Annotated in this window: 13 protein-coding genes; 7 read left to right on the top strand and 6 right to left on the bottom strand. The window is 66.5% G+C overall.

Features of this window, described 5'->3' with window-relative positions:
- The first annotated feature begins 18 nt into the window (after nucleotides 1–18).
- From VGU00_RS19265 to VGU00_RS19255, 3 genes are all read left to right on the top strand, one after another.
- The gene (locus VGU00_RS19265) at nucleotides 19–5,856 is read left to right on the top strand and encodes an alpha-2-macroglobulin family protein (protein ID WP_414713592.1); all 5,838 of its coding nucleotides are present in this window, start codon (nucleotides 19–21) and stop codon (nucleotides 5,854–5,856) included.
- A gap of 171 nt (nucleotides 5,857–6,027) precedes the next feature.
- Complete coding sequence (pbpC, locus tag VGU00_RS19260; RefSeq protein WP_327471436.1) at nucleotides 6,028–8,172, top strand: penicillin-binding protein 1C; 2,145 nt, start codon at nucleotides 6,028–6,030, stop codon at nucleotides 8,170–8,172.
- A gap of 124 nt (nucleotides 8,173–8,296) precedes the next feature.
- The gene (locus VGU00_RS19255) at nucleotides 8,297–9,838 is read left to right on the top strand and encodes an amino acid permease (RefSeq protein ID WP_327471434.1); all 1,542 of its coding nucleotides are present in this window, start codon (nucleotides 8,297–8,299) and stop codon (nucleotides 9,836–9,838) included.
- 175 nt (nucleotides 9,839–10,013) lie between these two features.
- Here VGU00_RS19255 and VGU00_RS19250 read toward each other — a convergent pair whose 3' ends face one another.
- The 4 genes from VGU00_RS19250 to VGU00_RS19235 all read right to left on the bottom strand — a co-directional run bounded on the left by VGU00_RS19250 (nucleotide 10,014) and on the right by VGU00_RS19235 (nucleotide 16,836).
- Entirely contained in the window at nucleotides 10,014–11,258 is a 1,245-nt protein-coding gene (locus VGU00_RS19250; RefSeq protein WP_327471432.1) for a multidrug effflux MFS transporter, read from the bottom strand.
- Nucleotides 11,259–11,379: 121 nt separating this feature from the next.
- Nucleotides 11,380–11,682 carry a hypothetical protein gene (locus VGU00_RS19245; protein WP_327471430.1) on the bottom strand — a complete coding sequence of 101 codons (303 nt, stop codon included), beginning with the start codon at nucleotides 11,680–11,682 and terminating at the stop codon, nucleotides 11,380–11,382.
- A 26-nt stretch (nucleotides 11,683–11,708) separates the two neighbouring features.
- Entirely contained in the window at nucleotides 11,709–14,588 is a 2,880-nt protein-coding gene (locus VGU00_RS19240) for a pitrilysin family protein (RefSeq protein WP_327471427.1), read from the bottom strand.
- 91 nt (nucleotides 14,589–14,679) lie between these two features.
- Nucleotides 14,680–16,836 carry an acylase gene (locus tag VGU00_RS19235; RefSeq protein WP_327471425.1) on the bottom strand — a complete coding sequence of 719 codons (2,157 nt, stop codon included), beginning with the start codon at nucleotides 16,834–16,836 and terminating at the stop codon, nucleotides 14,680–14,682.
- Between the two features lie 146 nt (nucleotides 16,837–16,982).
- Between VGU00_RS19235 and VGU00_RS19230 the strand changes: the two genes are divergently transcribed.
- On the top strand, nucleotides 16,983–18,572 hold the full coding sequence (locus tag VGU00_RS19230) for a leucyl aminopeptidase (protein WP_327471423.1): 1,590 nt from the start codon (nucleotides 16,983–16,985) through the stop codon (nucleotides 18,570–18,572).
- A 6-nt stretch (nucleotides 18,573–18,578) separates the two neighbouring features.
- On the opposite strand, the gene VGU00_RS19225 is transcribed toward VGU00_RS19230, so the two are convergent.
- Nucleotides 18,579–19,649: a hypothetical protein gene (locus VGU00_RS19225; RefSeq protein ID WP_327471422.1), complete on the bottom strand. Its 1,071-nt coding sequence runs from the start codon at nucleotides 19,647–19,649 to the stop codon at nucleotides 18,579–18,581.
- Nucleotides 19,650–19,801: 152 nt separating this feature from the next.
- On the opposite strand from VGU00_RS19225, the gene clpB reads away from it, so the two are divergent.
- Together clpB and VGU00_RS19215 are read left to right on the top strand one after the other, a co-directional pair.
- The gene (clpB, locus tag VGU00_RS19220) at nucleotides 19,802–22,381 is read left to right on the top strand and encodes an ATP-dependent chaperone ClpB (RefSeq protein WP_327471420.1); all 2,580 of its coding nucleotides are present in this window, start codon (nucleotides 19,802–19,804) and stop codon (nucleotides 22,379–22,381) included.
- A gap of 11 nt (nucleotides 22,382–22,392) precedes the next feature.
- Nucleotides 22,393–23,859 carry a tetratricopeptide repeat-containing sulfotransferase family protein gene (locus VGU00_RS19215; RefSeq protein WP_327471418.1) on the top strand — a complete coding sequence of 489 codons (1,467 nt, stop codon included), beginning with the start codon at nucleotides 22,393–22,395 and terminating at the stop codon, nucleotides 23,857–23,859.
- An 18-nt stretch (nucleotides 23,860–23,877) separates the two neighbouring features.
- Here the strand turns inward: VGU00_RS19215 and VGU00_RS19210 are convergent, their stop codons facing one another.
- Nucleotides 23,878–25,140: an aspartyl/asparaginyl beta-hydroxylase domain-containing protein gene (locus tag VGU00_RS19210; RefSeq protein ID WP_327471416.1), complete on the bottom strand. Its 1,263-nt coding sequence runs from the start codon at nucleotides 25,138–25,140 to the stop codon at nucleotides 23,878–23,880.
- A gap of 111 nt (nucleotides 25,141–25,251) precedes the next feature.
- Here VGU00_RS19210 and VGU00_RS19205 point away from each other — a divergent pair, with 111 nt between their 5' ends.
- Entirely contained in the window at nucleotides 25,252–26,250 is a 999-nt protein-coding gene (locus VGU00_RS19205; RefSeq protein WP_327471414.1) for a hypothetical protein, read from the top strand.
- The last annotated feature ends 31 nt before the right edge of the window (nucleotides 26,251–26,281 follow it).

Here is a 26,281-nt window from a genome sequence, read left to right as displayed (position 1 = left end):
GGGAGACAGGCGATGAAAATGCAATGGCGCCAGCTGGCTATTTGGTTGACCGGCAAGGCAAAACTGGCGCTGATCGTCCCGCTCACCCTCGCGATGGCAGCGACCGCCACCGCAGACACGGTGCCGCAGGTCACCCTCGCGACCCCCGGCAGTTCGGGCACCGGCGACGGCACGATCACGCGCTTCACGCTACGCTTTTCCGAAGACATGGTGCCGCTCGGCGATCCCCGCGCCCCCGCCCCCGCGACCAATGACTGCAAACTCCCGTCGTCATCCCGCTGGGTCGATACACGCACGTGGGTGCTCGAGTTCGACAAACCGCTTCCCGGCGGGCTCGCCTGTCATGTCGAGCTGCGCGACGGGCTCAAGACCGCGCGCGGCGTGTCGGTCGCGGGCAACAGCCGCTTCGCGCTCGACACCGGCGGCCCCTCGGCGCGCGCCGTGCTCGCGGGCGGGATGGACGGCGATATCGAGGAGGACCAGATTTTCCTCGTCGCGACCAATGTTGCCGCCGACCGCGCCTCGGTCGGCCGCTTCGCCTATTGCGCCGTCGACGGCATCGGCGAGAAGATCCCCGTCGACGTCCTGCCGCGCACGACCGCGACCGAAATTTTGACCGGGCTCGGCGACAATAATTGGTCGCGCCAGTCCTTCACCTATGACGCGGGCCTGCCGCAGCGCCTGCCCGCCGCGGGCGCCGACCGCGAGGCCGCGCTCGACCGCGTCGTCGCGGTCAAATGCCGCCGCCCGCTGCCCCCGGGGCGCGAAATGGCGCTCGTCTGGGACGCGCGCATTTCGCAGGCCGGCGTGCCGAGCCGTACCGCCGGGCGCGACCAGCGTTTCGACCATGACGTGCGCCCCGCCTTCACCGCGAAGATGTCGTGCAGCCGCATCAATCCGCAGGCGGGCTGCAACCCGATCAAGGATGTGATGCTGAGCTTTGCTTCGCCGGTACCCCGCGAAACGATTCTCGCGGCGACGCTGAGCACCGCCGACGGCAAGAAACTGACGCCGAAGATCGACGAGGACGACAGGAATGACGCCTGGCTGACGACCGTCCGCTTTGCCGGCCCGCTGCCGCAGAATGTCGACGCGACGCTCATCCTCCCCGCCGACGTCACCGACCAGAGCGGCCGCAAGCTGCAGAACGAGTCGAATTTCCCGCTGAAATTCCACATCGACCGCGCCCCGCCCTTGGTCAAATTCGCCGCCGAATTCGGCATCCTCGAAGCCGGCGAGGGCGGCGTGCTGCCCGTCACCGTGCGCGGGGTCGAAAGCAGCCTCGTCCAGTCGAACCTCAAAATGCCCGCCGCGACGCTCAAGGTCGGCGACGACGATGCCGCGATCGCGCGCTGGCTGAAGCGTGTCGCCGACGCCGACGACACCGATTATCGCGAGGAAAAGAACGCCGCGGGCAAGGAAGTCACGGTCAACTACACCGGCACGAAATCGGTGTTCGACGGCGCGCCGTCGGGCGGCGAACGCCGCGACCTGCAACTCGCCCCCGCCGCGGGCGGCAAGGAGTTCGAGGTCGTCGGCATACCGCTGTCGGAAAAGGGCTTCCACGTCGTCGAGATCGCGAGCCCCGAACTCGGCGCCGCGCTGCTCGGCCGCAAATCGACGCGCTATGTCGCGACCGCCGCGCTCGTCACCAATATGGCGGTGCATTTCAAATGGGGCCGCGAAGGCTCGCTCGCGTGGGTGACATCGCTCAATAGCGGCCTGCCCGTCGCGGGCGCCGAAATCCGCGTCACCGACAGCTGCACCGGCCGCCTGCTCGCGCGCGGGACCGCCGACAAGGCCGGCCGCCTCGCCTTTGCGGGCGGATTGCCCGAGCCCGAAACCTATTCGAGCTGCCGCGAAGACGCCGACCCCGCCAGCAGCGAAGGCCATGCGCTGATGGTCAGCGCGCGCTCGGGCGACGATTTCAGCTTCACGCTCACCGACTGGGGCAATGGCATCCGCCCCTATGACTTCGACCTCCCTTATGGCTGGTCCGAGCGCGACGATATCCTCCACACCGTCTTCGACCGCTCGCTCGTGAAAGCGGGCGAGACCGTCCATATGAAGCATGTGCTGCGCCGTCCGGTCGGCACCGGCTTCCGCACCCCCGCAGCGCTCGCGGGCAAGCTCCGCCTCGTCCACCGCGGCTCGGACACCGAATTCGAAATGCCCTTCGCGATCGCCGCGAGCGGCAGCGGCGACACGACATGGAATGTCCCCGCCTCGGCGCCGATGGGCGATTATGAGCTCGTCTTCGTCACCAAGGACAAGGATGGCGAGGACAAGACGATCTGGTCGGGCCAGTCGGTCAAGGTCGACGAATATCGCCTCCCGACGATGAAGGCGACGATCACCGGGCCGAAGACTGCGCTCGTGCGTCCCGCCGCCGTCCCGCTCAACCTTTTCGTCGGTTATCTGTCGGGCGGCCCCGCGCCGAATATTCCGGTCGAACTGCGCACCAATTTCCGCTCATCCTGGTCGCCGCCCGAAGATTACAAGGATTGGGATTTCGACGGCCAGCCGGTGAAGGAAGGCGTCGTCCAGCTCGACGACAGCGGCGACGAACCGTCGGCCGAACTGCCGCTCGCGCGTTCGGTACCGCTGAAACTCGACGCCAATGGCGCCGCAACGACGAGCGTCACGGTCGACCAGCCGATCACCGAACCGACGCTGATGGCGGCCGAAATGGATTATGAGGATGCCAATGGCGAAACGCTGACGTCGAGCCGCCGCATCACCCTCTATCCGTCGGCCGTCCGGCTTGGCCTCAAGACCGACGGCTGGCTGATGCGCGACAATGATTTGCGCCTCAATTTCATCGCGCTCGACCTCGACGGCAAGCCGATCGCCGGCAAGCGCATATCGGTCGCAGTCTACAACCGCGAGATCATCACCGCGCGGCGCCGCCTGATCGGCGGCTTCTACGCCTATGACAACCAGATGCGCACGACGCGCCTCGACGCGACCTGCTCGGCGACCACCGACAAGCTCGGCCGCGCAAGCTGCGCAATGGCGCCCGGCGTTTCGGGCGAAGTCACCGTCGTCGCGACGGCGCAGGATGCCGACGGCAATGAAGCGCGCGCGGTGCGCTCGGTCTGGCTCGCGGGCGACAATGACTGGTGGTTCGGCGGCGACAATGGCGACCGCATGGACGTGATCGCCGAAAAGCCGCGCTACGCTGCGGGCGACACCGCCCGCTTCCAGGTCCGCATGCCGTTCCGCGAAGCGACCGCGCTCGTCACCGTCGAACGCGAAGGCGTATTGTCGAGCTTCGTCGTGCCGCTGAAGGGCACCAACCCCGTCGTGCAGGTCAAGCTGCCCGCCACCTATGCGCCCGACGTCTATGTCTCGGTGATGGCGGTGCGCGGCCGCGTCACCGGCGAGGAAAGCTGGTTCCGCAAGATGAAACGCGCGGTCGGCTTCAAGATCGAGAATAGCGAAGGCGCCCCGCCGACCGCACTCGTCGACCTTGCCAAGCCGAGCTACCGCATGGGGATCGCGCGCATCAAGGTCGGCTGGGAAGGCCATCAGCTCGGCGTCAAGGTGAAGGCCGACAAGGCAAAATATTCGGTCCGCGAAACCGCGAAGGTCGCGATCGAGGTCAAGACCCCCGATGGCAAGGCGCCGAAGAACGCCGACGTCGCCTTCGCCGCGGTCGACGAGGCTTTGCTCCAGCTCTCGCCCAACGAAAGCTGGGACATCCTGCCCGCGATGATGGGCGACCGCACGCTCGACGTGCTCACCTCGACCGCGCAGATGCAGGTCGTCGGCAAGCGCCACTATGGCCGCAAGGCATTGGAACCTGGCGGCGGCGGCGGCGGCGACCTCTCGGGCCTGACGCGCGAGGATTTCCGTCCCGTCCTGCTGTGGAAGGGCAATGTCCCGCTCGACAGCAAGGGCCGCGCGATCGTCGATGTGCCGCTCAGCGACAATCTCTCGGGCTTCCGCCTCGTCGCGATCGCCACCGACGGATCGCAATATTTCGGCACCGGCGAAACGAGCGTCCGCACCGTGCAGGATCTCGGCGTCTTTGCCGGCATGCCCGAACTGGTGCGCACCGGCGACACTTATGATGCGCGCTTCACGCTGCGCAACGGCACCGACCAGCCGATGGAGGTCGTAGCGACCCCGACGCTGTCACCCGCCGTCGCGACCGCACCGCCGCTCACCGTCACCATCCCCGCAGGCGGCGCGGTACCGATCAGCTGGTCGATGACCGCCCCCGAACAAACCGGCCCGATCGAGTGGACCGTCGATGCGGTGGCGAAAGGCGGCAAGGCGCGCGACAGGCTCGTCTTCGAACAGGTCGTCGAACCCGCGGTGCCGGTCGAAACCTGGGCCGCCAGCCTGTTCCGCGTCGGCCCCGCGACGACGCTGCCGATCGCGATCCCCACGGGCGCGCTGCCCGGCGGCTATGTCGATGTCGCGCTAGCGGGCACGCTCGCGCCGCCGCTCACCGGCGTACGCGACTATATGGCCGCCTATCCCTACACCTGTTTCGAACAGCAGACGTCGCGCGCGGTCGCGCTCGGCGATGTCGGTCGGTGGCAGGCGCTCGCGGGCGCGATGCCGACCTATCTCGATGACGACGGGCTGCTTCGCTACTGGCCGAACGAAAATCTCACCGGTTCGATCGAGCTCACCGCCTATGTCATGAACGTGACCGCGGCGAACGGCTTCGCGATCCCCGAGGCATCGAAGGCAAAGATGGTCAAGGCCTTGCAGGCGGTCGTCGAAGGGCGGCTGACGCGCAAGGGCTATGGCCCGTGGGATATCCGCCCCGTCCGCATCGCGGCGCTCGCCGCGCTCGCACGCAACAATGCGTCGAGCGCCAGCCTCGCCGCCGCGATCGACGTCGCGCCGGTCGACATGGCGACCGGCACGCTCGCCGACTGGCTCGTCGCGCTCGAAAAGACGCCGGGCGTGCGGAACGCGCCCGCGCTGCGCACCGCGGCCGAGGCCGAACTCAGGAAGCGCCTTGTCTACGAAGGCACGCGCCTCGACCTCGTCGACGATGCACGCGCGCCTTGGTGGATGATGACCAGCGGCGACGAAATGGCGATCAAGGCATTGGAAGCCGTGCTCGGCCGCAAGGGCTGGGAGGATGAGGCAGGCAAGCTGATGGTCGGCGTCGCACAGCGCCAGCGCAAGGGCCATTGGGACACCACCCCCGCCAACGCATGGGGCGCGGTCACCGTCCGCCGCTTCGCCGAACTCTATCCGGCAAGCGCAATCACCGGCGTCACCAACATCGGCCTCGCGGGCGCCACCGCCTCGCAAAGCTGGCCGATGCCCGCCGAGCCCGTCTCGCCGCTGCGCGTCGCGCTCAACGCCGCGACGATGAGTCTCCAGCATGACGGCACCGGCACGCCCTGGGCGACCGTCAGCGTCAAGGCGGCGGTGCCATTGAAGGAACCGCTCAACGCGGGCTACCGGATCAAGCGTTCGGTCAGCATCGTCAAGGCGGCGAACAAGGACCGGCTGACGCGCGGCGACGTGATCAAGGTGCGGATCGAGGTCGTCGCGGCCGCGGGCCGGACGTGGGTCGTCATCAACGATCCGATCGCGCCCGGCGCGACGATCGTCGGCAACCTCGGCGGCCAGTCCGAAATGCTGGCCGAACAGGCGGGCGGATCGGGCGCGCAGCCGAGCTACGTCGAACGCGGCAAGGACAGCTGGCGCGGCTATTTCGGCTGGATGCCCGCGGGCACCCACGCGGTCGAATATGTCGTCCGCCTCAACGGCTCGGGCCGCTTCACCCTGCCGCAAACGCGGGTCGAGGCGATGTATTCGCCCGCGATCCGCGGCCAGTGGCCGAACGCCCCGATGACGATCGCGAGCGTGGCGCAGTGATCGGACGGCGCACCAACAAGATCCTCCCTGTCGCGCAGCGATGGGGAGGTGGCAGCGCGCAGCGCTGACGGAGGGGCTTTTGGCGCACCACCCCGGCCCCTCCACCATCCTTCGGATGGTCCCCCTCCCCATGCCTGTGGCACAGGGAGGATTTTTCAGGCCCTTCGTTCGATGATGCCCCGCAAACGCCGCTGGTTCGATGCACTGGCGTGGACGGCCCTCACCCTGCTCGTCCTCGTCACTATCGCGCATCTTTTCACCCGCCCGCCCGCGATGCCCGAGTATGAAAAGGTCCGCGCCGGCTGGAAATCCAGCGAGGCCTGGCTCTACGACCGCGACGGCCAATTGCTCGACAGCGAGCGCGTCAATTTCGAACGCCGCCGCCTTGCATGGGTGCCGCTCGACGACATCAGCCCCGCCGTCCGCACCGCCGTGGTGCAAAGCGAGGACCGCCGCTTCTGGTCGCACGGCGGGGTCGACTGGCTCGCGATCGCGAGCGCCGCGCGCGCGCGCCTGTCGTGGGGCGGGGGCGGCGGACGCTCGCGCGGCGCATCGACGCTGCCGATGCAGCTCGCCGCCTTCCTCGACCCGACGCTCGCCCAGCCCGGCCAGCGCGACTGGCGCAAGAAGATCCGCCAGATGCGCGCCGCGCAGCTACTCGCCGACAATTGGTCACGCGAAGAAATGCTCGAGGCCTATTTCAACCTGCTGCCGCTGCGCGGCGAGGCGCAGGGGATCGGCGCGGGCGCGCAAAGCCTGTTCGGAAAAACGCCTGCCGAGCTGGGTCGCACCGATGCCGCACTCTTCGCGGGCCTCCTCCCCAACCCCGCCGCCGGAGCCGAGGCGCTCGGCGGCCGCGCGTGCCGCATTGCGAAAGCGAAGGATTGCTCGGCGATCCGCGCTGCCGCCGCGACGCTCGTCTCGGGCGAACAGGCCGCGCGCGTCGACCCCGCGCTCGCGCCGCATCTTGCCGTGCGCCTGCTCGACCAGCCCGGCAAGCGCGTCAAGACCACGATCGACCGCCGCATCCAGACCGTCGCGATCGTCGCGCTCCGCCGCCAGCTTGCCGGGCTCGGTTCGGACCGCGTGCGCGACGGCGCGGTCGTCGTGCTCGACAATGCCACCGGCGACGTGCTCGCCTATGTCGGCGGCGTCGGGCTCAAATCGACCGCATCGCAAGTCGACGGCGCCAATGCGCGGCGGCAGGCAGGCTCGACGCTGAAACCGCATCTCTATGCGCAGGTCATCGAACATGGCTGGCTCACCGCCGCCTCGATCCTCGACGACAGCCCGGTCCAGCTCGACACCGCCTCGGGGCTCTACGTGCCCAAGAATTACGACCACAGCTTCAAGGGTCCGGTCAGCGTCCGCCACGCGCTCGCCAGCTCATTGAACGTCCCCGCCGTCCGCGCGCTCGTGATCGACGACGTCCAGCAGTTCCGCGACCGCCTCTGGGCCCTGGGCTATCACGGCCTCGTCGAGGACGGCGAATATTACGGCTTCAGCCTCGCTTTGGGCTCGGCCGAAGTTTCGCTCGTAGAACAAGCCAACGCATTCAGAACATTAGCAAATATGGGGAACTGGTCACCGGTCCACTTCGTCGATATGCGCGATGATCGTGAATTTCCGCCGCGCCAGATCGTCACCCCCGCCGCCGCCTTCATCGTCGGCGACATCCTCGCCGACGCCTCGGCGCGCACCGACGCCTTCGGCGCCGACAGCGCGCTCCGCCTCCCCTTCTGGGCCGCCGCCAAGACCGGGACGTCGAAGGGCATGCGCGACAATTGGTGCATCGGCTGGTCCGACCGCTTCACCGTCGCCGTCTGGGTCGGCAATCTCGAGGGCGATTCGATGCGTGCCGTCTCGGGCACCTCGGGCGCCGCCCCCGTCTGGCGCGACGTGATGCTCGCGCTCCACGCCGGCAATCCCGGCAAGCCGCCCGCGATGCCCGAAGGCGTCGAGGCGCGGCAGATCGCGCTCCCCGGCACCCGCGAACCGCCGCGCCGCGAATATTTCCTCGCCGGCACCGCGCAAAGCGAAATGGCGGCCGCGCCGCACGCCGCGCGCCGCCCGCGCATCACCAGCCCGGTCAGCGGCAGCGTCTATGCGCTCGACCCCGACATTCCGATCGATCGCCAGCGCCTCGCCGTGATCGTCAGCGGCGATGTCGCCGGCTACCGCCTGATCCTCGACAAAAAGCCGCTCGGCGACGCCGATAGCGGCCAGCAGATATTGCCCCGCCCGGGCGGCCATATGCTGACGCTCGTCGATCCCGGCGGCCGGATGATCGACCGCGTGCGCTTTACCGTACGGTAAAGCCGCGCGGCGTGCGACGAAAGCTGGCCGCGCCCCCTGAAATTAAGTTGCGCTGACGCGCGGAGCGGCTAGTCTGCCCCGCCATGAGACGGGCGGCAGCTCAGCCGCTCCAAAGGGGAAGAATATGCTATTTGACCGCGTAAAGCCGTTGGATGCCATTTTGGCGACAGCGGAGAAAAAGTCGCTTACGCGCACACTCGGCGCTTTCCAGCTGACCATGCTGGGGATCGGCGCCGTCATCGGCACTGGGATTTTCGTGCTGACCGCCGAAGCCGCGCAAAAGGCCGGCCCGGGCATGATGATCAGCTTCATCATCGCCGGTTTCGTCTGCGCCTTTGCCGCGCTCTGCTATGCCGAAATGGCCTCGATGGTCCCCGTTTCGGGCTCGGCCTACACCTATAGCTATGCCGTGATGGGCGAACTCATCGCCTGGATGGTCGGCTGGGCGCTGATCCTCGAATATGCGGTCGCCGCGGGTGCCGTGTCGGTCGGCTGGTCGGGCTATGTGGTCGGGCTGATCGAACATGCCTTCAGCATAGACATACCCTCGGCGTGGGTGCTCGGGCCGTTCGACGGCGGGATGATCAACCTGCCGGCGATGTTCATCGCAGGCGTCGTGACCATGCTGCTCGTCATCGGCACGCGCGAATCGGCGACGATCAACGCGATCCTCGTCGTCATCAAGGTGACCGCGCTGACGCTGTTCATCATCCTCGCGGTCCCCGTGATGAACATGGAGAATTTCGAACCCTTCGCGCCGCTCGGCATCGGCGGCATCGGCGCCGCCGCAGCGTCGATCTTCTTCGCCTATGTCGGCTTCGACGCGGTCTCGACCGCGGCGGAAGAAACCAAGAATCCCCAGCGCAACATGCCAATCGGCCTGATCGGCAGCCTTGCGATCTGCACCATCTTCTATCTGCTCGTAGCCGCGGGCGTCATCGGCTCGGTCGGCGCACAGCCGGTCGGCATCGATGCTGCCGCGGGCCATGCACTCGAACCCGGCAGCCGCGAACTCGCCGCGGCCTGCGGCGCGATCGGCGATCAGGCGGTGGTCTGCTCGAAGGAAGCGCTGGCATGGACGCTGCGCGAAATCGGCTGGCCGCAGATCGGCAACCTGATCGGTCTCGCCGCCGGCCTCGCGCTGCCGTCGGTCATCCTGATGATGATGTTCGGCCAGACCCGCATCTTCTTCGTGATGAGCCGCGACGGCCTGCTTCCGCAGGCCTTCTCGAAGATCCATCCCAAGTTCAACACGCCGCACGTGATCACGATCATTACCGGTATCGCGGTCGCGCTGTTCGCTGCCTTCTTCCCCGTGGGACAGCTGGCGAACATCTCGAACTCGGGCACGCTCTTTGCCTTTGCCGCGGTGTCGATTGCGGTGATGGTGATCCGCCGCACCGACCCGGGCCGCCACCGTCCGTTCAAGACGCCGCTGATCTATATCACCGCGCCGATCGCGATCCTTGGCTGCCTCTATCTCTTCTTCAACCTCGACCAGAAGAGCATCAACCTCTTCCTGATCTGGGCCGCCATCGGTCTGGTCGTCTACTTTCTCTACAGCCGCTCGCGCAGCCATGTGGGTCAGGGACATGTCGAGGTGCATGAGGACGACGCCGACGCGCCCCCGCCGCCGGTCCCGCCGGCACCGTCGTTCAACGGATAAGGAAAAGGGGGCCTCGGCCCCCTTTTTTTGGCAAGTGCACCGGATGGTTCGCGTCGGCCGACGATCGGGAAGCGGACCTAATCCCACTCCCTCAAACGGGTAGGGAATTCAATTCACCAACGACAGGCTCACCATCCCGGAGCAACCCCGACCGCAGCCCACGGCCCGCGGATCGTCAAAAGGGGCTTTTCGGTGCGGTTCCCGGTCGGGTGAACAGCTTTCCGCGCTCGGCCCACAGAACGAGCAGCAATCCGATGGTCGCACAACCGAGAAAGGCATAGGCCAGCGGCACGGTCGATCCGTCATAGAGCTGGCCGATCAAGGCTCCCGCAGCAGCGGCGAGCAGCGTCTTGGCAAAGCTCTGGTACGAGGATGCGACGCCCGCCATATGACCGAAATCTTCCATCGCGATCGATCCGAAATTGCTGCCGATGAAGCCGATCAGACCGACATTGATCATCATCAGCACGGTGAACATCGCGAGCGTTTCCGCGCCGCTCAACGCCGCGCCGATCTGCGCGATCGACGTTGCGATGAAGGCGAAGACCGCCGTCTGCGACACCCGCCGCGCGCCGAAGCGCTCGACGATACGCGAGTTGGAGAAATTGGCGATCGCGATGCCGACGGCAACACAGGCGAAGATCAGCGGGAACAGCGCCTGCGCATCGAACACTTCGGCGATGATCTGTTCGCTGCTGTTGAGATAGCCGAACAACGCACCCTGCATCACCCCCGATGCGATCATATAGCCCGCCGCGCGGCGGTGGCGCGTCACCGTAGCCCAACCCGCGACCATCGTCCGCCAGTCGAGCGGCCGTACATCGGCGGGATCGAGCGTTTCGGGTAGCCGACGCAGCCAGAGAAGCATCACCACGCCCATCACCGCGAGGACGAGGAATATCCAGCGCCACCCCGCGATCGCCGCGACGCCCGCGCCAATCGTCGGCGCGATGATCGGCACGATCATGAAGACGAGGAAGATCAGCGACAGCCGCTTCGCCATCGCATCGCCCGCGAACAGGTCGCGGATAACCGCAACGACGATGACACCCAGCGCGGCGCTGACCATGCCGTGCCCGAAACGCAGCGCCAGCAGCATCGGAAAGCTCGTTGCAAGGCCGCAGCCGATCGCAAAGACGACATAGGCGATCAGCGCCGGGACGAGCACGCCCTTCCGGCCGAACCGGTCGGCGAGTGGTCCGTAGAGCAGGGCGCCGAGCGCGGTCCCGAGGAGATAGGTCGAGATGACATATTGGCGGTCGTTCGGGGTCCCGACACCAAGCGCTGCGCCGATCGCGGGCAGCGCGGGCAGCATCGCGTCGATGGCAAGCGCGTTGAGCGCCATGACCATCGCCATCATGAACACCATTTCGCGGTCGCCCGGCAGGCTCCGCTGAGGGGACTGGGCCGGTTTGTGCATGGCGGCAGCCTATGCGCCCATGGTGTCGCTTTGGATAGCCCCCAGAGTGAAAGGGCATTGCTATGCAAAGCAAAAGGGCCGCCCCGACAAGGCGGCCCTTCGCATTTTCCTGATCCCTGGTTCAGCCCTGGCGCGTGCCGGTCATCGCCATCGATCCGAACGCGCCAGCCTTGATCGTGCCGGTCAGCGCGTCGCCGTCGATCGTCGCTTCGCATTCGAGCGTCATCGGCATCGGCACCTTCATGTTCATGGTCCAGGTCAGCTTGTTGCCGTCGACCTTGCCATTTTCGACATCGAGCGAACCCATCGCGCCGGCATTCTGGCCGGTGAAGCTGTCGCCATTGCTGGTCACGGTGAAAACCGACTTCTGATCACCCATCGGCGATTTGGTGACGCAATCATAGCTGCCATCGACTTGGGACATTGGGGCTCTCCTTACTGAAACTGTTGTTAGTTAGCGGGAGACACCGTTTCCACCGGCAAACCCAATCCGTCAAGCTGCGGTTTCACCACCGCGGCATCGCCGACGACGACATAGACGAGACCGTCGGCGCTGAGCGCCTTGCGCGCGGCCGCGTCGATCGCGGCGGGGGTCATCGCCTCATAGGTCGCCGGCAGCGACTCATAATATTTGTCGGGGCGGCCGAACTTCACGATGTTGCGCACCCCGCCGAGCACATCGCCCGATGTTTCGAAGCTGCCCGGCAATTCGCGAATGCTGCCGTTGGTGCTCCACTCGCGCTCTTCGGGCGTGACGCCCTTGGCTCCGAGGAAGGTCTTGAGCTCGCTCTGCAACTCCTTGATCGAATCGCCGGTGCGGTCGGCCTGCACGGGCGCGGCAGCGACCCAGGTGATGCGATCCTTGTCGCTCGAAATGCGCGTGCGCACGCCATAGGACCAGCCTTTGGTCTCGCGCAGGTTCATGTTGAAACGCGACAGGAAATTGCCCCCGAAAATATCGTTCGCGGTGCGCAGCGCTTCGAGATCGTCGCCCCCCTTGGCGTCGAGGACGCGTCCGGCGAGGATCACCGACTGCGGCGATTTGGGCCGGTCGACGAGCAGGATGCGCGGCTGCGGCTTCGGGATCGCAATTTCGAAATGCTTGACCGGTTTTGCCGTCGCGGGCGCTTTCCACTGGCCGAGCGTCGCGTCGAGCTGCTTCTTCACCTCGGCCAGCGTCGTATCGCCGACAACGAAGATGCGGGCATTGTCGGGGCGGATCCACGTGGCGTGGAAGGCGGCGAGTTCGTCGCGCGTGACAGCCTTCACCGCCGCCTCATTGCCAAGCCCCGTCGGCGGGATTCCATAGGGGTGATCGGCGCCATAGAGAACCGGCAGCAACACGCGCGACGCCAGCGCATTCGGGTTGTTGAGTTCGGCCTTCAGCCGGTTCAGCTGCTGCGCACGGACGCGCTCCAGTTCCTTTCCGTCGAAGGCGGGATTGCGGATATAGTCGGCGAGCAGGCCGAGCGACGCACCGAGATTGGGCTTCAGCGCGAACAGGCTGAACACGGTCTCGTCGGCATTGGCGCTCGCGTCGATCTGCGCGCCAAGCCGCTCTTTCGCCTCGGCAAAGGCAATCGAATCGAGGTTTTGCGTGCCCTCGTCCATCAGGCTGAGCATCAGCGACTGGGTGCCGAGCGCGCTGTGCGGATCGGCGGCATAGCCCGCGTCGAAGCTCACCGCGACATTGACCGTCGGCACCGTCGTGCGGCGCGCAAAGATCACTTCGACGCCATTCTTGAGCTTGGCGCGTTCGATCGCGGGAAAATCGAGCGCGGTGAGGTCGGCAACCGCCGGCAGCTTCGACCGGTCGGCGAAGGACGTCGTGCCGCTCATCGCCGGGCCCGTATCGCCAAGATCGGGGTTCCAGTAGCGGTCGGGCTGGATCGCCGCGGCGACCTTGCCGTCCTTCACCGCGCCCCCGCGGTTCTCGCCGCCCTCGGTACGCTCGCCGGGCGTATAGGTGAGCGAGAAGGCCGGACGCGACAGCCATTTTTCTGCGACGGCCTTCACCTGCTCGGGCGTTGCCTTCGCCATGCGGTCGAGCTCGACCTTGTAATAAGCGGGGTTGTTCGAATAGAGCGCGCCCTCGGCGAGCGTCACCGCCTTGCCGCCGAAACCGCCGACTGACTCCAGCCCCGAAATCGTCCCGGCCAGATAGCTGGCGGCGGTGCGCTGCAATTCATCGGCGGTCGGTCCGCTGGCAAGGAAGCTCGCAATCTCCTCGTCGAGCCGCTTCGCGACGACCGCCGGTTCGACGCCCGGCTTCACATCGGCCTGCACCAGCAGGATGCCGGCATCCTCGAACGGCTGGGCAAAGGCCGAGACGCTGACGGCGACCGGTTCCTTGCGCACCAGCGCATTGTCGAGCCGCGACGACGACAGGCCGCCAAGTACGCTCATCGCCATCTGCAGCGGCACCGCTTCGGGATCGTTCAGCCCCGGAATCGCCCACATGCGATAGATGCGCGTCGTCGGGATCAGATCCTTGACCTCTTTCGCCAGCGGCGCGGGCAGTGTCGGGACCGAGGTCGCCGGGGCCGTCACTTCGGGGCCGCGCGGGATGTCGCCGAACCATTCCTGCACCTTCGCCTTTGCGGTGGCGATATCGACGTCGCCCGCGAGCACGAGCACCGCGTTGTTCGGGCCATAATTGTCGGTGAACCATTTCTTCACGTCGGTGAGGCTGGCCGAATTGAGGTCGCCCATCGAACCGATCGTGCTGTGGTGATAGGGGTGGCCGGTCGGAAAGAGATTTTCGAAAATCTCGTAACGCAGCAGGCCATAGGGGTTGTTGTCACCCTGGCGCTTTTCGTTCTGGACGACGCCGCGCTGGTTATCGAGCTTTTCCTGCGTCACCGCGCCGAGCAGATGCCCCATGCGGTCGCTTTCGAGGAACAGCGCGCGGTCGAGCGCACCCGTCGGCACCGTCTCGAAATAATTGGTGCGGTCGACGTTGGTCGTCCCGTTGCTGTCGGTCGCACCGACCTGCTGCAGCGGCTCGAAAAAATCGCCCGGCGCATTTTCCGATCCGTTGAACATCAGATGCTCGAACAGATGCGCGAAACCCGTCTTGCCCTTCGGCTCATGCTTCGATCCGACGCGGTACCACACCGACACCGCGACGACCGGTGCCTTGCGATCCTCGTGCACGATCACGCGCAGGCCATTGTCGAGCGTGAAGCTCTGGTAGGGGATATCGACCGCCTTCACGAGCTCCGAAATCGGTGCCGGATCGCCGCCCTTCGCCTTGGCGAGTGCGGGGCCTGCGGCAACAAGCGAGGTGGTGACCGCGAGGGCCAGGGCGAAGCGGTGGAAACGGGGCATGGAAATCCTCTTTGCGGCGCAGGCCGGACCTGCTTTCGACCGGGTGCCGGACGGCACTGTATCAATGGTTTAGGACAGCGATCCGCGGCTTTCAAGGCCGATAGAATCGCGCCCCGCTGGCTTTCAGCGCCGCCGGATCGAACAGCACGGGCTTCAGCTTGTGCGCCACGAACAGCGGCGCCTGATCGTTATAATGCGGACTGCCCGGACGCGTCGTCGCCGAACCGAACGGCTGGATCGACTCCGACCGGACGCGTCCGTCCCGGTCCCATGTCACGAACATGATGAAGCTGTCGCCGTGGCGCACCTTCAGCCGCCCGTCGGGCTCGGCGTCCCAGAGCGTCGACGCGCGCACCGTATCGTTGCCGCCGTCGAGCGGCAGGTCGACGCGGCTTGCACCCTCTCCGTGACGCAACCTGAGCACGGTCCCCAATTTCGGGTCGAGTCCGTTGAAATGCTCCTGCAGATGCGCGACCGTCTCCTTGAGCACGGTCCGCGGATCGGGTTCGGCGCGGCGCTGGTAATGGCTGCCGTTCGCGGGCCGCAGCACCATCAGCGCCAGCGCGTCGCCCTTGCCCCGGCCGTCGAGGTTCCAATCCCATTCGCCGAGCAGCGTCTGCGCGCGCGCCAGCGCCGGATCGTCTTTCGTATCGAGCGCGAGCAGCCGGTCCATCCACCGCTTCGCATAGCCGGTCTTCGCATAGGCGGTGTCATATTTGATCGTCTTCAGCCGCGCCTCGTCGATCTGCCCCGACGCTTCGAACAGCTCGATCAACCGCGTCGCGCGATTGGTCATATCGTCTTCGATCCCGAGCAGCGGCGAGAAGGCGGCGGCATCGAGTTCGTCGCCCGGACCCGCCGCGACCCACGGCGTATTGTTCGCGTTCATCACATAGCCCGAGCGCGGATTGACCAGCGCCGGCACACGGTCGAACGGCAGCGTTTTCGTCCACAGATCCGCCGACGTGTCGCCGGGCAGCACGCCGCGCCAGTTGAACCCCGCCGGTCGATCGGGGAACATCGCATTATAGAACAGGCCGATATTCCCCTTCGCATCGGCGTAGATGAAATTGGTCGCGGGCACGCCCTGCCCCGCCATCGCCGCGCGCCATTCGGCGAAATCCCTCGCCTTGTTGAGCCGGTAATATTGGGTGACCATATTCGCCTGGTCGATCCCGGCATAACGGATCGCAAAGGCGCCCTTTTCATTCTTCACCACCGGCCCGTGGACCGAGCGATAGATCGTCCGCGGGACGGGCAGCACGAACGGGCCGACCTTGACCTTCAGCCAGATGCGCTTTTCCTCGAGCGGCCGCCACTGGCCGTCGAAGCGGTAATTCTTCCCGCTCTCGTCGAGCTTCAGCTGGTACACGTCGATCAGATCGGGCCGGTTCACCGTGTTGGTCCAGCCGAGAAATTTATTGTGGCCGAGGAAGGGATAGGGCGATCCGGGGAAGTTCGCCCCGGCAAAATCCCAACCCTCGCCCGAATGGACGACCAGTTCGTACCAGGCGACGCCGCCGGTCCATGGCTGGTGCGAGTTGGAGACGAGGCGCGTCGCGCCATCGGTCGACCGCGCCGGCGCGACCGCCATGCCGTTCGACCCATTGTCGGCGGGGTCGGTGCCGACCGGGGTCAGCTCGCGCGGAACGAGCTTGCCCGTCGCGTCGAGCGCCGGGCCGCCCTCGCGCCCGATCGCCTTGTCCTCGACGAGCGATCCCAGCACCGAATCGAGCCCGAAGAAAAAGGGCGAGCGCAGCACGAAGCCCGCGACGACATCCTCGCCGGTGACGGGGAACAACCCCGACAGCCGGACCTCGTCGGGATGTTTATCGGCATAATGGTTGAGCCCCGCCGCATAGGCGGTGAAGAGCCTTTTTACATCGTCGGGCAGTCGCGGCCAGTCGCGCGCGGTCGTCGCCCGAACACCGAGCAGCGCCTCGGCATAATCGATCTTCGCGCCATCCTCGCCCAGCATCGCCCCCGCGCGCCCGCGCGTCATCGCGAGCACTTCCTGCAGGGTCGAAAAATCATCCTCGGCGTGAGCGTAAGCGACGCCGTAAGCGACATCGGCGTCGGTCTTGCCAAAGATGTGCGGCACGCCGAACCTGTCGCGCGCGATACGAACGTCGGTCGGCTTGAAATTCGGCGCGGCCGGCGCCTCGGCGGTCAGCGGTTCCCAGAGCGCGAGCGACGCCGCGGTCAGGACCAGCAGCAACAGAAAACCCAGCAAAATCCGTCGCAGCATCTTTGGTCCTCTTGCGCCTGTCCGCGCGACTTGTGACCGCCATGTCGTCCGATGGCAAGCGACTGTCGTTCGTCGAGCCGGATTTGCGGTCGGGACGTGTCGGGCTATGCAAGCGCAGGTCATTGAACAACGGGGAATATCGAACCATGCGTATGAAGAGCCTGCTCCTGTCCGCCTGCCTGTCGTTTGCGCTCGCGCCCGCCGCGATGGCGCAAACCGTCGCCGGATCGGGGGTCGTCCCCGCGACCGCTGCGAACAGCACCGAACGTACGATCGGCTTCGCAGCCAACGCCCCCGCCGGCGCCGCGCTCGTCGTCGTGATGACCGATGCGACGCTGCCCCCGCTCGATGGCGTCGCGCTGGGTGCCGCCGAACGTCAGGCGGTAACCGCGGCGGTTGCGGCGGCGAACTTCGACGGCAAGACGGGATCGACGCTGTCGCTGCGCGGTATCGGTGCGCATCCGCGCATCCTGCTCGTCGGCACGGGCGCGGCGCCCTCTTCGCTCGCGCTCGCCGAAGCCGGCGGCAAGGCCGCGCAGGAACTGAAAAGCGAGGCGCAGCCGGTGACGATCGCAGGCGCCTTCGGCGACGGCGCAGCCGCCGACGTCGCTTATGGCTTCGCGCTCGGCCAATATCGTTTCGACCGCTACAAGACCGTCGACAAAAAGGCGCCGCCCACCGGCGCGGTGACACTTGTCGGTGCCAACCCGTCGGCCGCCGAAGCCGCTTTCGCGAACCGCTGGAAACCCCTTGCCGACGGCGTCCGCCTGTCACGCGACCTTGCGAACGAGCCCGCCAATGTGATCTATCCCGAAAGCTTCGTCGCGCGCGTCCGCGAAGCCTTTGCCGGAACCGCCGGGGTCAGCATCGAGGTTCTCGACGAAGCCGCGATGCGCAAGCTCGGCATGGGCACGCTCGTCGGTGTCGGACAGGGCAGTCCGCGCGGATCGCGCCTGCTCGCGGTGCGGTATCGCGGCGCGGGCGCGCCCGACGCGCCGGTCGCCTTCATCGGCAAGGGCATCACCTTCGATTCGGGTGGCATCTCGCTGAAACCCGGCGCGGGCATGTGGGACATGAAGGGCGATATGTCGGGCGCCGCATCGGTCGTCGGCGCAGCGCTGTCGCTCGCCAAATCGCGCGCGCCCGTCCATGTCGTCGCGGTCGCCGCGCTCGCCGAGAATATGCCCGACGGCAATGCCCAGCGCCCGGGCGACGTCACACGCACCATGTCGGGCAAGACGATCGAAATGCTCAATTCCGACGCCGAGGGCCGCCTCGTCCTCGCCGACGCCAATGAATATATCGCGCAGGCCTACAAACCGCGCGCGATCGTCAACATCGCGACGCTCACCGGGTCGATCGTCGGCGCGCTCGACGATCAATATGCCGGCCTGTTCGCCCGCGACGAAAAGCTCGCCGCCGCGCTCCTCGCGGCCGGAACCGCCAGCGGCGAGGAACTGTGGCGCATGCCGCTACACAAAAATTACGCCGAAAAGCTCAAATCGGACATCGCCGACATCCGCAACATCGCGCCCAGCCAGGGTCCGGGCGCCAGCCTTGGCGCGCATGTCATCGGATTCTTCGTCGACGAGGCGACCCCTTGGGCGCATCTCGACATCGCCGGCGTCAACCAGGCCGACAAGGCGACCTCGCTTGTTCCCAAGGGGATGAGCGGCTTTGGCGTTCGCCTGCTCGACCAGCTCGCGCGGAGCGAGGGCGAGACGAGCGCGGACTAGTCGATCCTAGACCTGCTTCTTGCGGACCGACCAGACGAAGCTGTCGTACCAGAAATGGAGCAACGACGTCGCCACGAAGGGCGCCATCAGGATCGCGATCCCCGCGCCGCTGGCAAGGTGATAGGCGACCCCCGCGGCGCCGCAGGCGCCACCAAACAGGAGGAAGGTCGCACGCCGCGACCGGCGGGCGAGCGCCGTCATGCGCTCGCCTTCCTTCAGCCAGACGAGCGCGAAATACTGGACGGCATGGTAGATGTTGATCGCGATCAAGGCGACGAGCGGCGACGAAAAGCCCCATGCGACGAGCGAGACGAACCCCGTCGTCCCCATCAGCGCCAGCTTGTGTGCCGCCGGACGATATCCCGCCTTCATCGCCGCGCGATAATCGATCGCTGCCCACAGGAGGACCGCGACATAGGCGGTGATCGCGATCAGGCTGACCAGCGGCAATTGCCCTTCCATCACGCCGGGCAGCTCCGAAATCTGTTGCAGGCTGGTACCGCGCAAATCGTCGAACGCGTGCAGGTGCGTCATCAGCGACGCGCCGGCCGCGAGCGGGCCGACATAGAGGATCCAGTTCAGCCGCAAATCGGCCCGGCGCAGCAACTGCGGGCCGTTCCCCGCCTTCATGTCATAGATACGCGACAGGCCGAAATTCTGCATCGCGCTGTGGTGGACATCCCAGAAGAAGGCGACGATCCCGCCGGCGATCAGCAGCAGCGGAAACGACAGCAGCCCCGCGAGCAGGAGGATCGGCACGACCGTCAGCCGGAAGCGGTTCTGTTCGAAAACCTCGCGATTGAAATAGGCGCGTGGCGCAACGGCAAACAGATGCGCATTGGTCAGCACGAGCGTGAAAAGCGTCAGCGCATAGACCATATTCTCGCCGGAATGCTCCGGCAGCGCCGACGCCGCGCCCAGCCACAGATCGACGAACAGAAGCGCAAAAACCGGGCTGCCCCAAAAAAAGAGCAGGTCGAACACCGGTCCCCGGATCGCGCGCGCCGGATCGCTCAGCGCGGCAACGAACCGGCGACCGCGATGCGCCGCAAATACGCCTGTCGGAACCGTCGCCATACCCCACGCTTTCTATGCCAAACGTCGGCGCGGGCATAACCGATCAAGGTTAACAGCCTCTTGAAAGCGCGGTCGCGCAGGATGAGCGGCGGGTTCATCTTGTGTTGCACAATGGCAACACTATCTTGGTGTCGAGAAAGGGGCTTTCCTCAATGAACCTCGAAAAATTTACCGACCGCGCCAAGGGCTTTTTGCAGGCCGCGCAGACGATCGCGATCCGCATGAACCACCAGCGGATCAGCCCCGAGCATATCGCCAAGGCGCTGCTCGAAGACAATGAAGGCATGGCCGCCGGCCTGATCGCGAAGAGCGGCGGCAACGCCGCGCGCGCGGTGCAGGGCATCGACGCGCTGCTCGCCAAGGTCCCCGCCGTGTCGGGTTCGGGCGCGCAGCAGACGCCGGGCCTCGACAATGATGCCGTGCGCCTGCTCGATCAGGCCGAACAGGTCGCGACCAAGGCGGGCGACGGCTTCGTCACCGTCGAGCGCCTGCTGCTCGCGATGGTACTGGCAGCGGGCACGCCCGTCGCCAGGGCCTTCGCCGACGCCGGCGTGACCGCCGACGCGCTCAACAAGGCGATCAACGAGCTGCGCGGCGGCCGCACCGCCGACAGCGCCAGCGCCGAAGACCGTTACGAAGCGCTCAAAAAGTTCGCGCGCGATCTCACCGAAGTTGCGCGAGAGGGCAAGCTCGACCCCGTCATCGGCCGCGACGAGGAAATCCGCCGGACGATCCAGATTCTGGCGCGCCGGACCAAGAACAACCCGGTGCTGATCGGCGAAGCCGGCGTCGGCAAGACCGCGATCGCCGAGGGCCTCGCGCTGCGCATCGTCAACGGCGACGTGCCCGACAGCCTGAAGGATCGTCGCCTTCTGTCGCTCGACATGGGCGCGCTGATCGCGGGCGCCAAATATCGCGGCGAGTTCGAGGAGCGCCTCAAGGGCGTGCTCGACGACGTCAAGGCCGCCGCGGGCGAGATCATCCTGTTCATCGACGAGATGCACACGCTCGTCGGCGCGGGCAAGGGCGAGGGCGCGATGGACGCCTCGAACCTGCTCAAGCCCGCATTGGCGCGCGGCGAACTCCACTGCATCGGCGCGACGACGCTCGACGAATATCGCAAGCATGTCGAGAAGGACCCCGCGCTCCAGCGGCGCTTCCAGCCCGTCTTCGTCGGCGAACCGACGGTCGAGGATTCGATCTCGATCCTGCGCGGGATCAAGGAGAAATACGAGCTGCACCATGGCGTGCGGATCACCGATGGGGCGATCGTCGCCGCCGCAACGCTGTCGAACCGCTACATCTCCGACCGCTTCCTGCCCGACAAGGCGATCGACCTGATGGACGAGGCCGCGAGCCGCATCCGCATGGAGGTCGAATCGAAGCCCGAGGAGATCGAGAGCCTCGACCGCCGCATCATCCAGATGAAGATCGAGGAAGCCGCGCTGTCGAAGGAAAGCGACGCCGCGTCGAAGGACCGGCTCGCCGCGCTCCGGACCGAACTCGCGAACCTCGAGCAGCAGTCGGCCGAGCTCACCCAGAAATGGCACGCCGAGAAGGACAAAATCCACGCCGAAGCCAAGATCAAGGAAGAGCTCGACGCCGCGCGTTCGGCGCTCGACCAGGCGCAGCGCGCGGGCGACCTCGCAAAGGCGGGCGAGCTCAGCTACGGCACCATCCCCGGCCTCGAAAAACAGCTGGAGGCGGCGCAGGCCGCTGCGGGCAATGCGATGCTGCGCGAGGAAGTCACCGCCGACGATATCGCCGCGGTGGTGAGCAAATGGACCGGCATCCCCGTCGACCGGATGATGGAGGGCGAGCGCGAGAAATTGCTGGCGATGGAATCGACGCTCGAAAAGCGCGTCATCGGGCAGGACGATGCGGTACGCGCGGTGTCGACCGCCGTCCGCCGCGCGCGCGCCGGGCTTCAGGACCCCAACCGTCCGCTCGGCAGCTTCCTCTTCCTCGGCCCCACCGGCGTCGGCAAGACCGAACTCACCAAGGCGCTCGCGCGATTCCTGTTCGACGACGACAATGCGATGGTCCGCATCGACATGTCCGAATTCATGGAAAAGCACAGCGTCGCGCGGCTCGTCGGCGCGCCCCCGGGCTATGTCGGCTATGAAGAGGGCGGCACGCTCACCGAAGCGGTGCGCCGCCGGCCCTATCAGGTCGTGCTGTTCGACGAGGTCGAGAAGGCGCATCAGGACGTGTTCAACATCCTGCTTCAGGTGCTCGACGACGGGCGCCTCACCGACGGGCAGGGGCGCACGGTCGACTTCACCAACACGCTGATCATCCTGACCTCGAACCTCGGCAGCCAGGCGATCGCCGCGCTTCCCGACGACGCCCCGGTCGAGCAGGCCGAACCCGCGGTCATGGAAGTGGTGCGCGCGCATTTCCGGCCCGAGTTCCTGAACCGCCTCGACGAGATCGTGCTCTTCAACCGCCTCGCGCAGCAGCATATGGGCGGCATCGTCGATATCCAGGTCGCGCGCGTCCAGAAGCTGCTCACCGATCGCAAGGTGACGCTCGACCTCACCGACGCCGCGCGCGCGTGGCTCGGCCGCGTCGGCTATGATCCGGTGTACGGCGCACGGCCGCTCAAGCGCGCGGTGCAGAAATATCTGCAGGACCCGCTTGCCGATCTGATCCTGAAAGGCGAAGTGAAGGACGGGTCGACGATCCGGGTCGACGAAGGCGACGGCGCGCTGAAACTGGCGCCGGCATAGGAGCGGTTTGCGTGAACGAGGAGTGGGCGCGGCTTGATGCCGCTGCGGGGCGGAGCATCGGACTGGGACGCCATTCGGAAGCCGCCGTGCTGCTCCGGCAAGCGACGGCGCTCCGGCCCGATCACGCCGACGGCTGGTTCAACCTCGGCTATGTGCTGCGCCAGATGCGCGCCTATCCCGAAGCGCTCGAGGCTTATGCCGAAGCGTTGCGCCGGAATGTTTCGGGCCCCGAGGCGGTGCACGTCAACCGCGCCGCGATCCTCTCCGAATATATGGAACGGACGGCCGAGGCCGAGGCCGAGCTGCGTGCCGCGCTGGACAAAAATCCCAAATTCCTGCCCGCCTGGCTCAACCTTGGCGGCCTGATGGAGGATATCGGCCAGGCCGACGCCGCCGCCGACGCCTATCGCGCGGCCCTGCGGATTGCCCCGGGCAACGGCCGCGCGCGCGGCCGGCTCGCGGCGATCCGCGTCCACAAGGGCGAAGCCGAACCCGCGATCCGCGATCTGGAGGAAAGATTGCAAAGCGGCGCCGACAGCCCCGACGATGCCGCCGAGCTTCTCTTCGCGCTGGGCAATGCGCTCGATGCGGTCGGAAGGTACGACCATGCGTTCGCGGTGGTCGCCGAGGCGAACCGGATCAACGAATCGATCCGCCCCGCCCCGCGCCGCTACAATCGCGCCGCGCAGGAACGGCTGGTCGACGATCTCATCGCCGCCTTCCCCGATCGCCCGAACGCATCGACGGCCGACGACAAGGGCGCGCAGATGATCTTCATCTGCGGCATGTTCCGGTCGGGCTCGACCGTGATCGAACAATTGCTCGGCCGCCACCCCTTGGTGCGGATCGGCGGCGAACTCGACCTGATCCCGTCGATGGTCCACGAGCGGCTGATGCCCTATCCGGCTGCAATCGCCGACCTGACCGCGAGCGGGCTCGACGAGCTGCGCGACCAGTATCTGGCGACGATCCGCACCAACTTCCCCGATGCCGCCTGGGTGACCGACAAGCGGCCCGACAATTTCCTGCATATCGGGCTGATCAAGACGCTCTTCCCCGCAGCACGCATCGTCCACACGCAGCGCGAGACGCTCGACAATATCCTGTCGATCTTCTTCCTGAACTTCGCCGAGACGATCAATTACAGCGACCGGATCGAGGATGCGCTCCACTATGTCGGCCAGTATCGCCGGCTGATGGCGCATTGGGAGCGGATCTTCGGCGCCGACATCGTCACGGTCGACTATGACCGGCTCGTCCGTGCGCCCGATACGGTGATCGCCGATGCGTTTCGCGATCTCGGCCTGCCCCCGGTCGATCCGGCGGCGGCGGAATCAGGAGACGCGCCCGTCATTCGCACCCCGAGCAACTGGAAAGCGCGCTCGGCGATCCACAGCCAGTCGTCGGGACGCTGGAAAAATTACGCCGCCGAGCTTGCGCCCGCCCGGTCGGCGCTGACAGCCATGGAGCGCGCGTAATCTTCCGGCGGCCGCAATCTAACGGTCGCGCGACGTAATGTCGAAAAAGCGCGCGAGCAGGTCCTGCTCGGCGGGCGACAGATAGGGATTCCAGACGTCGAAAATCAGCACGACGCGCGGCTCGGCACTGCGATTCCACGCCTCATGCTCGATCGTATCGTCGAACGCGAATGCTTCGCCGACGCGCCATTCGCGCGTCTCGCCGCCGACGCGAAAGGCGCAATCGGACGGAACCACCAGCGGCAGATGGACGATCGCGCGCGTATTGGTGACGCCGGTGTGCGGCGGAATATGCGCGCCGGGTTTCAGGATCGAGAAAAAGGCCGACGGCGCCTTGCCCGGAACGCGGTTCTGCGGGATCGCGTCGAGCGCGGCCGCCGTTTCGGGGCAAAGCGCGCAAATGCTCTCATTCTTCTCGCCATATTCCCACAGGAAGCAGGCGCTCCAGTTCAGCGAATTGTCGAGCGTCGACCATTTATTCTCGGGCGTTCCGGGGTCCTGCCGGACATAGGGGCGGATCGCCTCATTGCCGTTCGCGAGCAGCGCCAGCGCCTCGCCGCGGATGGCCTCGGTCCGCGCCTCGATTTCGGCGAACCAGGGAAAATGCGACCGGTCGAAAAACTCGTCGGCGGGCAGGAACGGATAGAAAAGACCGGCGCATTCATTCTGGTAGATGCGGCGGCGGCCGAGGCTGTTGTCGACGCAGGCCGTGAAGCGGCGCGCCCCCGCCCCCATCGCGGCCAGTTCGGCACCCAGTTCGCGGTCGACGGCGTCGGCGATCGCGCCATTGTGACGTTCGAGGAAGGCGCGGCCGTGTTGCAGCGCCTCTTCGACGCGCGGCGGCCGCTCGTTCATCGCGCTCGCCATCTGCACGATATTGCTCCACCGCTGCGCCGCTTCGGCTTCCTCGCCCAGCCGCTCGTGCAGTTCAGCGATACGGAGCAACGCGATGAAATGCCGGCGGTCGATGTCGAGCGCGCTTTGCAGCGACCGCCGTTCGCCCTCGTCATCGCCCGCGGCGCGGCACGCGGTCGCAAGGTTCAGCCACAGCGCCGGTTCTTTCGGATCGGCGGCCGCGGCGGCGGCGAAGCTCGCCTGCGCCTGTCCGAAATCCTGGTCGGCGAGCGCGCGCATGCCGCGTGCATTGTGCAGCCGCGGATCGGCCCGATATTGCTTCAGGGCTTCATCGAGAATCCGGCGTTCGCCAGCCGCATCCCCACGCTGCCGTGCCTGCATGGCGGTCGCCAGCACCTGTTCGATCGCTTGGATATCGATGGTCATAGGACCGGCTAATCCACTAGCCGCGCGCGCGCAAGCGAAGGCGGCAGTTGAAGCAGCGGCGATATAGTTGCACACCGAATCCATGGCATCGAAGGCCGGCGAAAGGGACGAATGATGAGGACGCCGGAATGGCTCGCCCACCGATATGACGAGGGGCAAGATGCGGTGCATTTCGTGCGTGCGCCGCGCGCGCTGCGTCGTTCGGTCCCGTTTCTGACCGACGACCATCTCGAAGCGACCGACGCCCCGACGATATCGAAGCGCGGCGACGCGCTTGCCGGGGCTGGCGGTGCATCCCCGACGCATTTCATCTTTCATTCGGCCTATTGCTGTTCGACCCTGCTTGCGCAGGCGTTCGACATTCCGGGCGCTGCCCATTCGCTCAGCGAACCGCAGATATTGAACGACATGGTCGGCTGGCGGCATCGCGGCGGCAATCCGGCAGAGATCGGCATGGTCACCGACAGCGCGCTGCAATTGCTTGCACGCCCGTTCGTCGAGGGCGAGGTGACGGTCATCAAGCCGTCGAATATCGTCAACGGGCTGGCGACAGCGCTCTTGTCGATCCGCCCCGACGCAAGGGCGGTGCTGCTCCACGCGCCGCTGCGACTCTTCCTCGGCTCGATCGCCCGCAAAGGCATGTGGGGGCGGCTATGGGTTCGCGAGCTGCTCTCCCGCCAGCTCGCCGAGGGCATGGTCGACCTCGGCTTCGAGCCGCGCGACTATCTGCTGCATACCGATCTCCAGGCCGCGGCCGTCGGCTGGCTCGCGCAGCATCGCCTGTTCGCCGACATGGCACGGAAATGGCCCGAGCGCGTCCGGACGCTCGACAGCGAAACGCTGGTGGCCCGGCCCGGCGAAACGATGGCAGCGCTGGCCGGCCTGTTCGACGTCGCACTGACCGAAGCGCAGATTGCGTCGGTGGTTGCCGATGTCTTCGCGCGCGATTCGAAGAGCGGGAAAGCCTTTGCCAGCGGCCAGCGCGCGGCGGACCAGTCGGCCGCCGAAGCGATCCATGCCGACGAGATCGAAAAGGTCGGCAGCTGGGCCGAGGCTGTCGCCGCTTCGGCGGGCATCGACATGGCATTGCCCGCGCCGCTGCTGGACTGATCTCCACGGCCCTCGGTTACCGCCGCTTAGG

This window comes from Sphingopyxis sp. (genome assembly GCF_035944815.1).
Classification (GTDB): domain Bacteria; phylum Pseudomonadota; class Alphaproteobacteria; order Sphingomonadales; family Sphingomonadaceae; genus Sphingopyxis.
Note: the sequence above shows the minus strand (reverse complement) of the source record. Positions and strands in the feature narration are given on the sequence as shown.

What these genes read in the sequence shown, in the direction of transcription:
- VGU00_RS19265 (WP_414713592.1), top strand. Translation starts at nt 19, where the DNA reads ATGCAATGGCGCCAGCTGGCTATTTGGTTGACCGGCAAGGCAAAACTG.
- pbpC (WP_327471436.1), top strand. Translation starts at nt 6,028, where the DNA reads ATGATGCCCCGCAAACGCCGCTGGTTCGATGCACTGGCGTGGACGGCC.
- VGU00_RS19255 (WP_327471434.1), top strand. Translation starts at nt 8,297, where the DNA reads ATGCTATTTGACCGCGTAAAGCCGTTGGATGCCATTTTGGCGACAGCG.
- VGU00_RS19250 (WP_327471432.1), bottom strand. Translation starts at nt 11,258, where the DNA reads ATGCACAAACCGGCCCAGTCCCCTCAGCGGAGCCTGCCGGGCGACCGC.
- VGU00_RS19245 (WP_327471430.1), bottom strand. Translation starts at nt 11,682, where the DNA reads ATGTCCCAAGTCGATGGCAGCTATGATTGCGTCACCAAATCGCCGATG.
- VGU00_RS19240 (WP_327471427.1), bottom strand. Translation starts at nt 14,588, where the DNA reads ATGCCCCGTTTCCACCGCTTCGCCCTGGCCCTCGCGGTCACCACCTCG.
- VGU00_RS19235 (WP_327471425.1), bottom strand. Translation starts at nt 16,836, where the DNA reads ATGCTGCGACGGATTTTGCTGGGTTTTCTGTTGCTGCTGGTCCTGACC.
- VGU00_RS19230 (WP_327471423.1), top strand. Translation starts at nt 16,983, where the DNA reads ATGCGTATGAAGAGCCTGCTCCTGTCCGCCTGCCTGTCGTTTGCGCTC.
- VGU00_RS19225 (WP_327471422.1), bottom strand. Translation starts at nt 19,649, where the DNA reads ATGGCGACGGTTCCGACAGGCGTATTTGCGGCGCATCGCGGTCGCCGG.
- clpB (WP_327471420.1), top strand. Translation starts at nt 19,802, where the DNA reads ATGAACCTCGAAAAATTTACCGACCGCGCCAAGGGCTTTTTGCAGGCC.
- VGU00_RS19210 (WP_327471416.1), bottom strand. Translation starts at nt 25,140, where the DNA reads ATGACCATCGATATCCAAGCGATCGAACAGGTGCTGGCGACCGCCATG.
- VGU00_RS19205 (WP_327471414.1), top strand. Translation starts at nt 25,252, where the DNA reads ATGATGAGGACGCCGGAATGGCTCGCCCACCGATATGACGAGGGGCAA.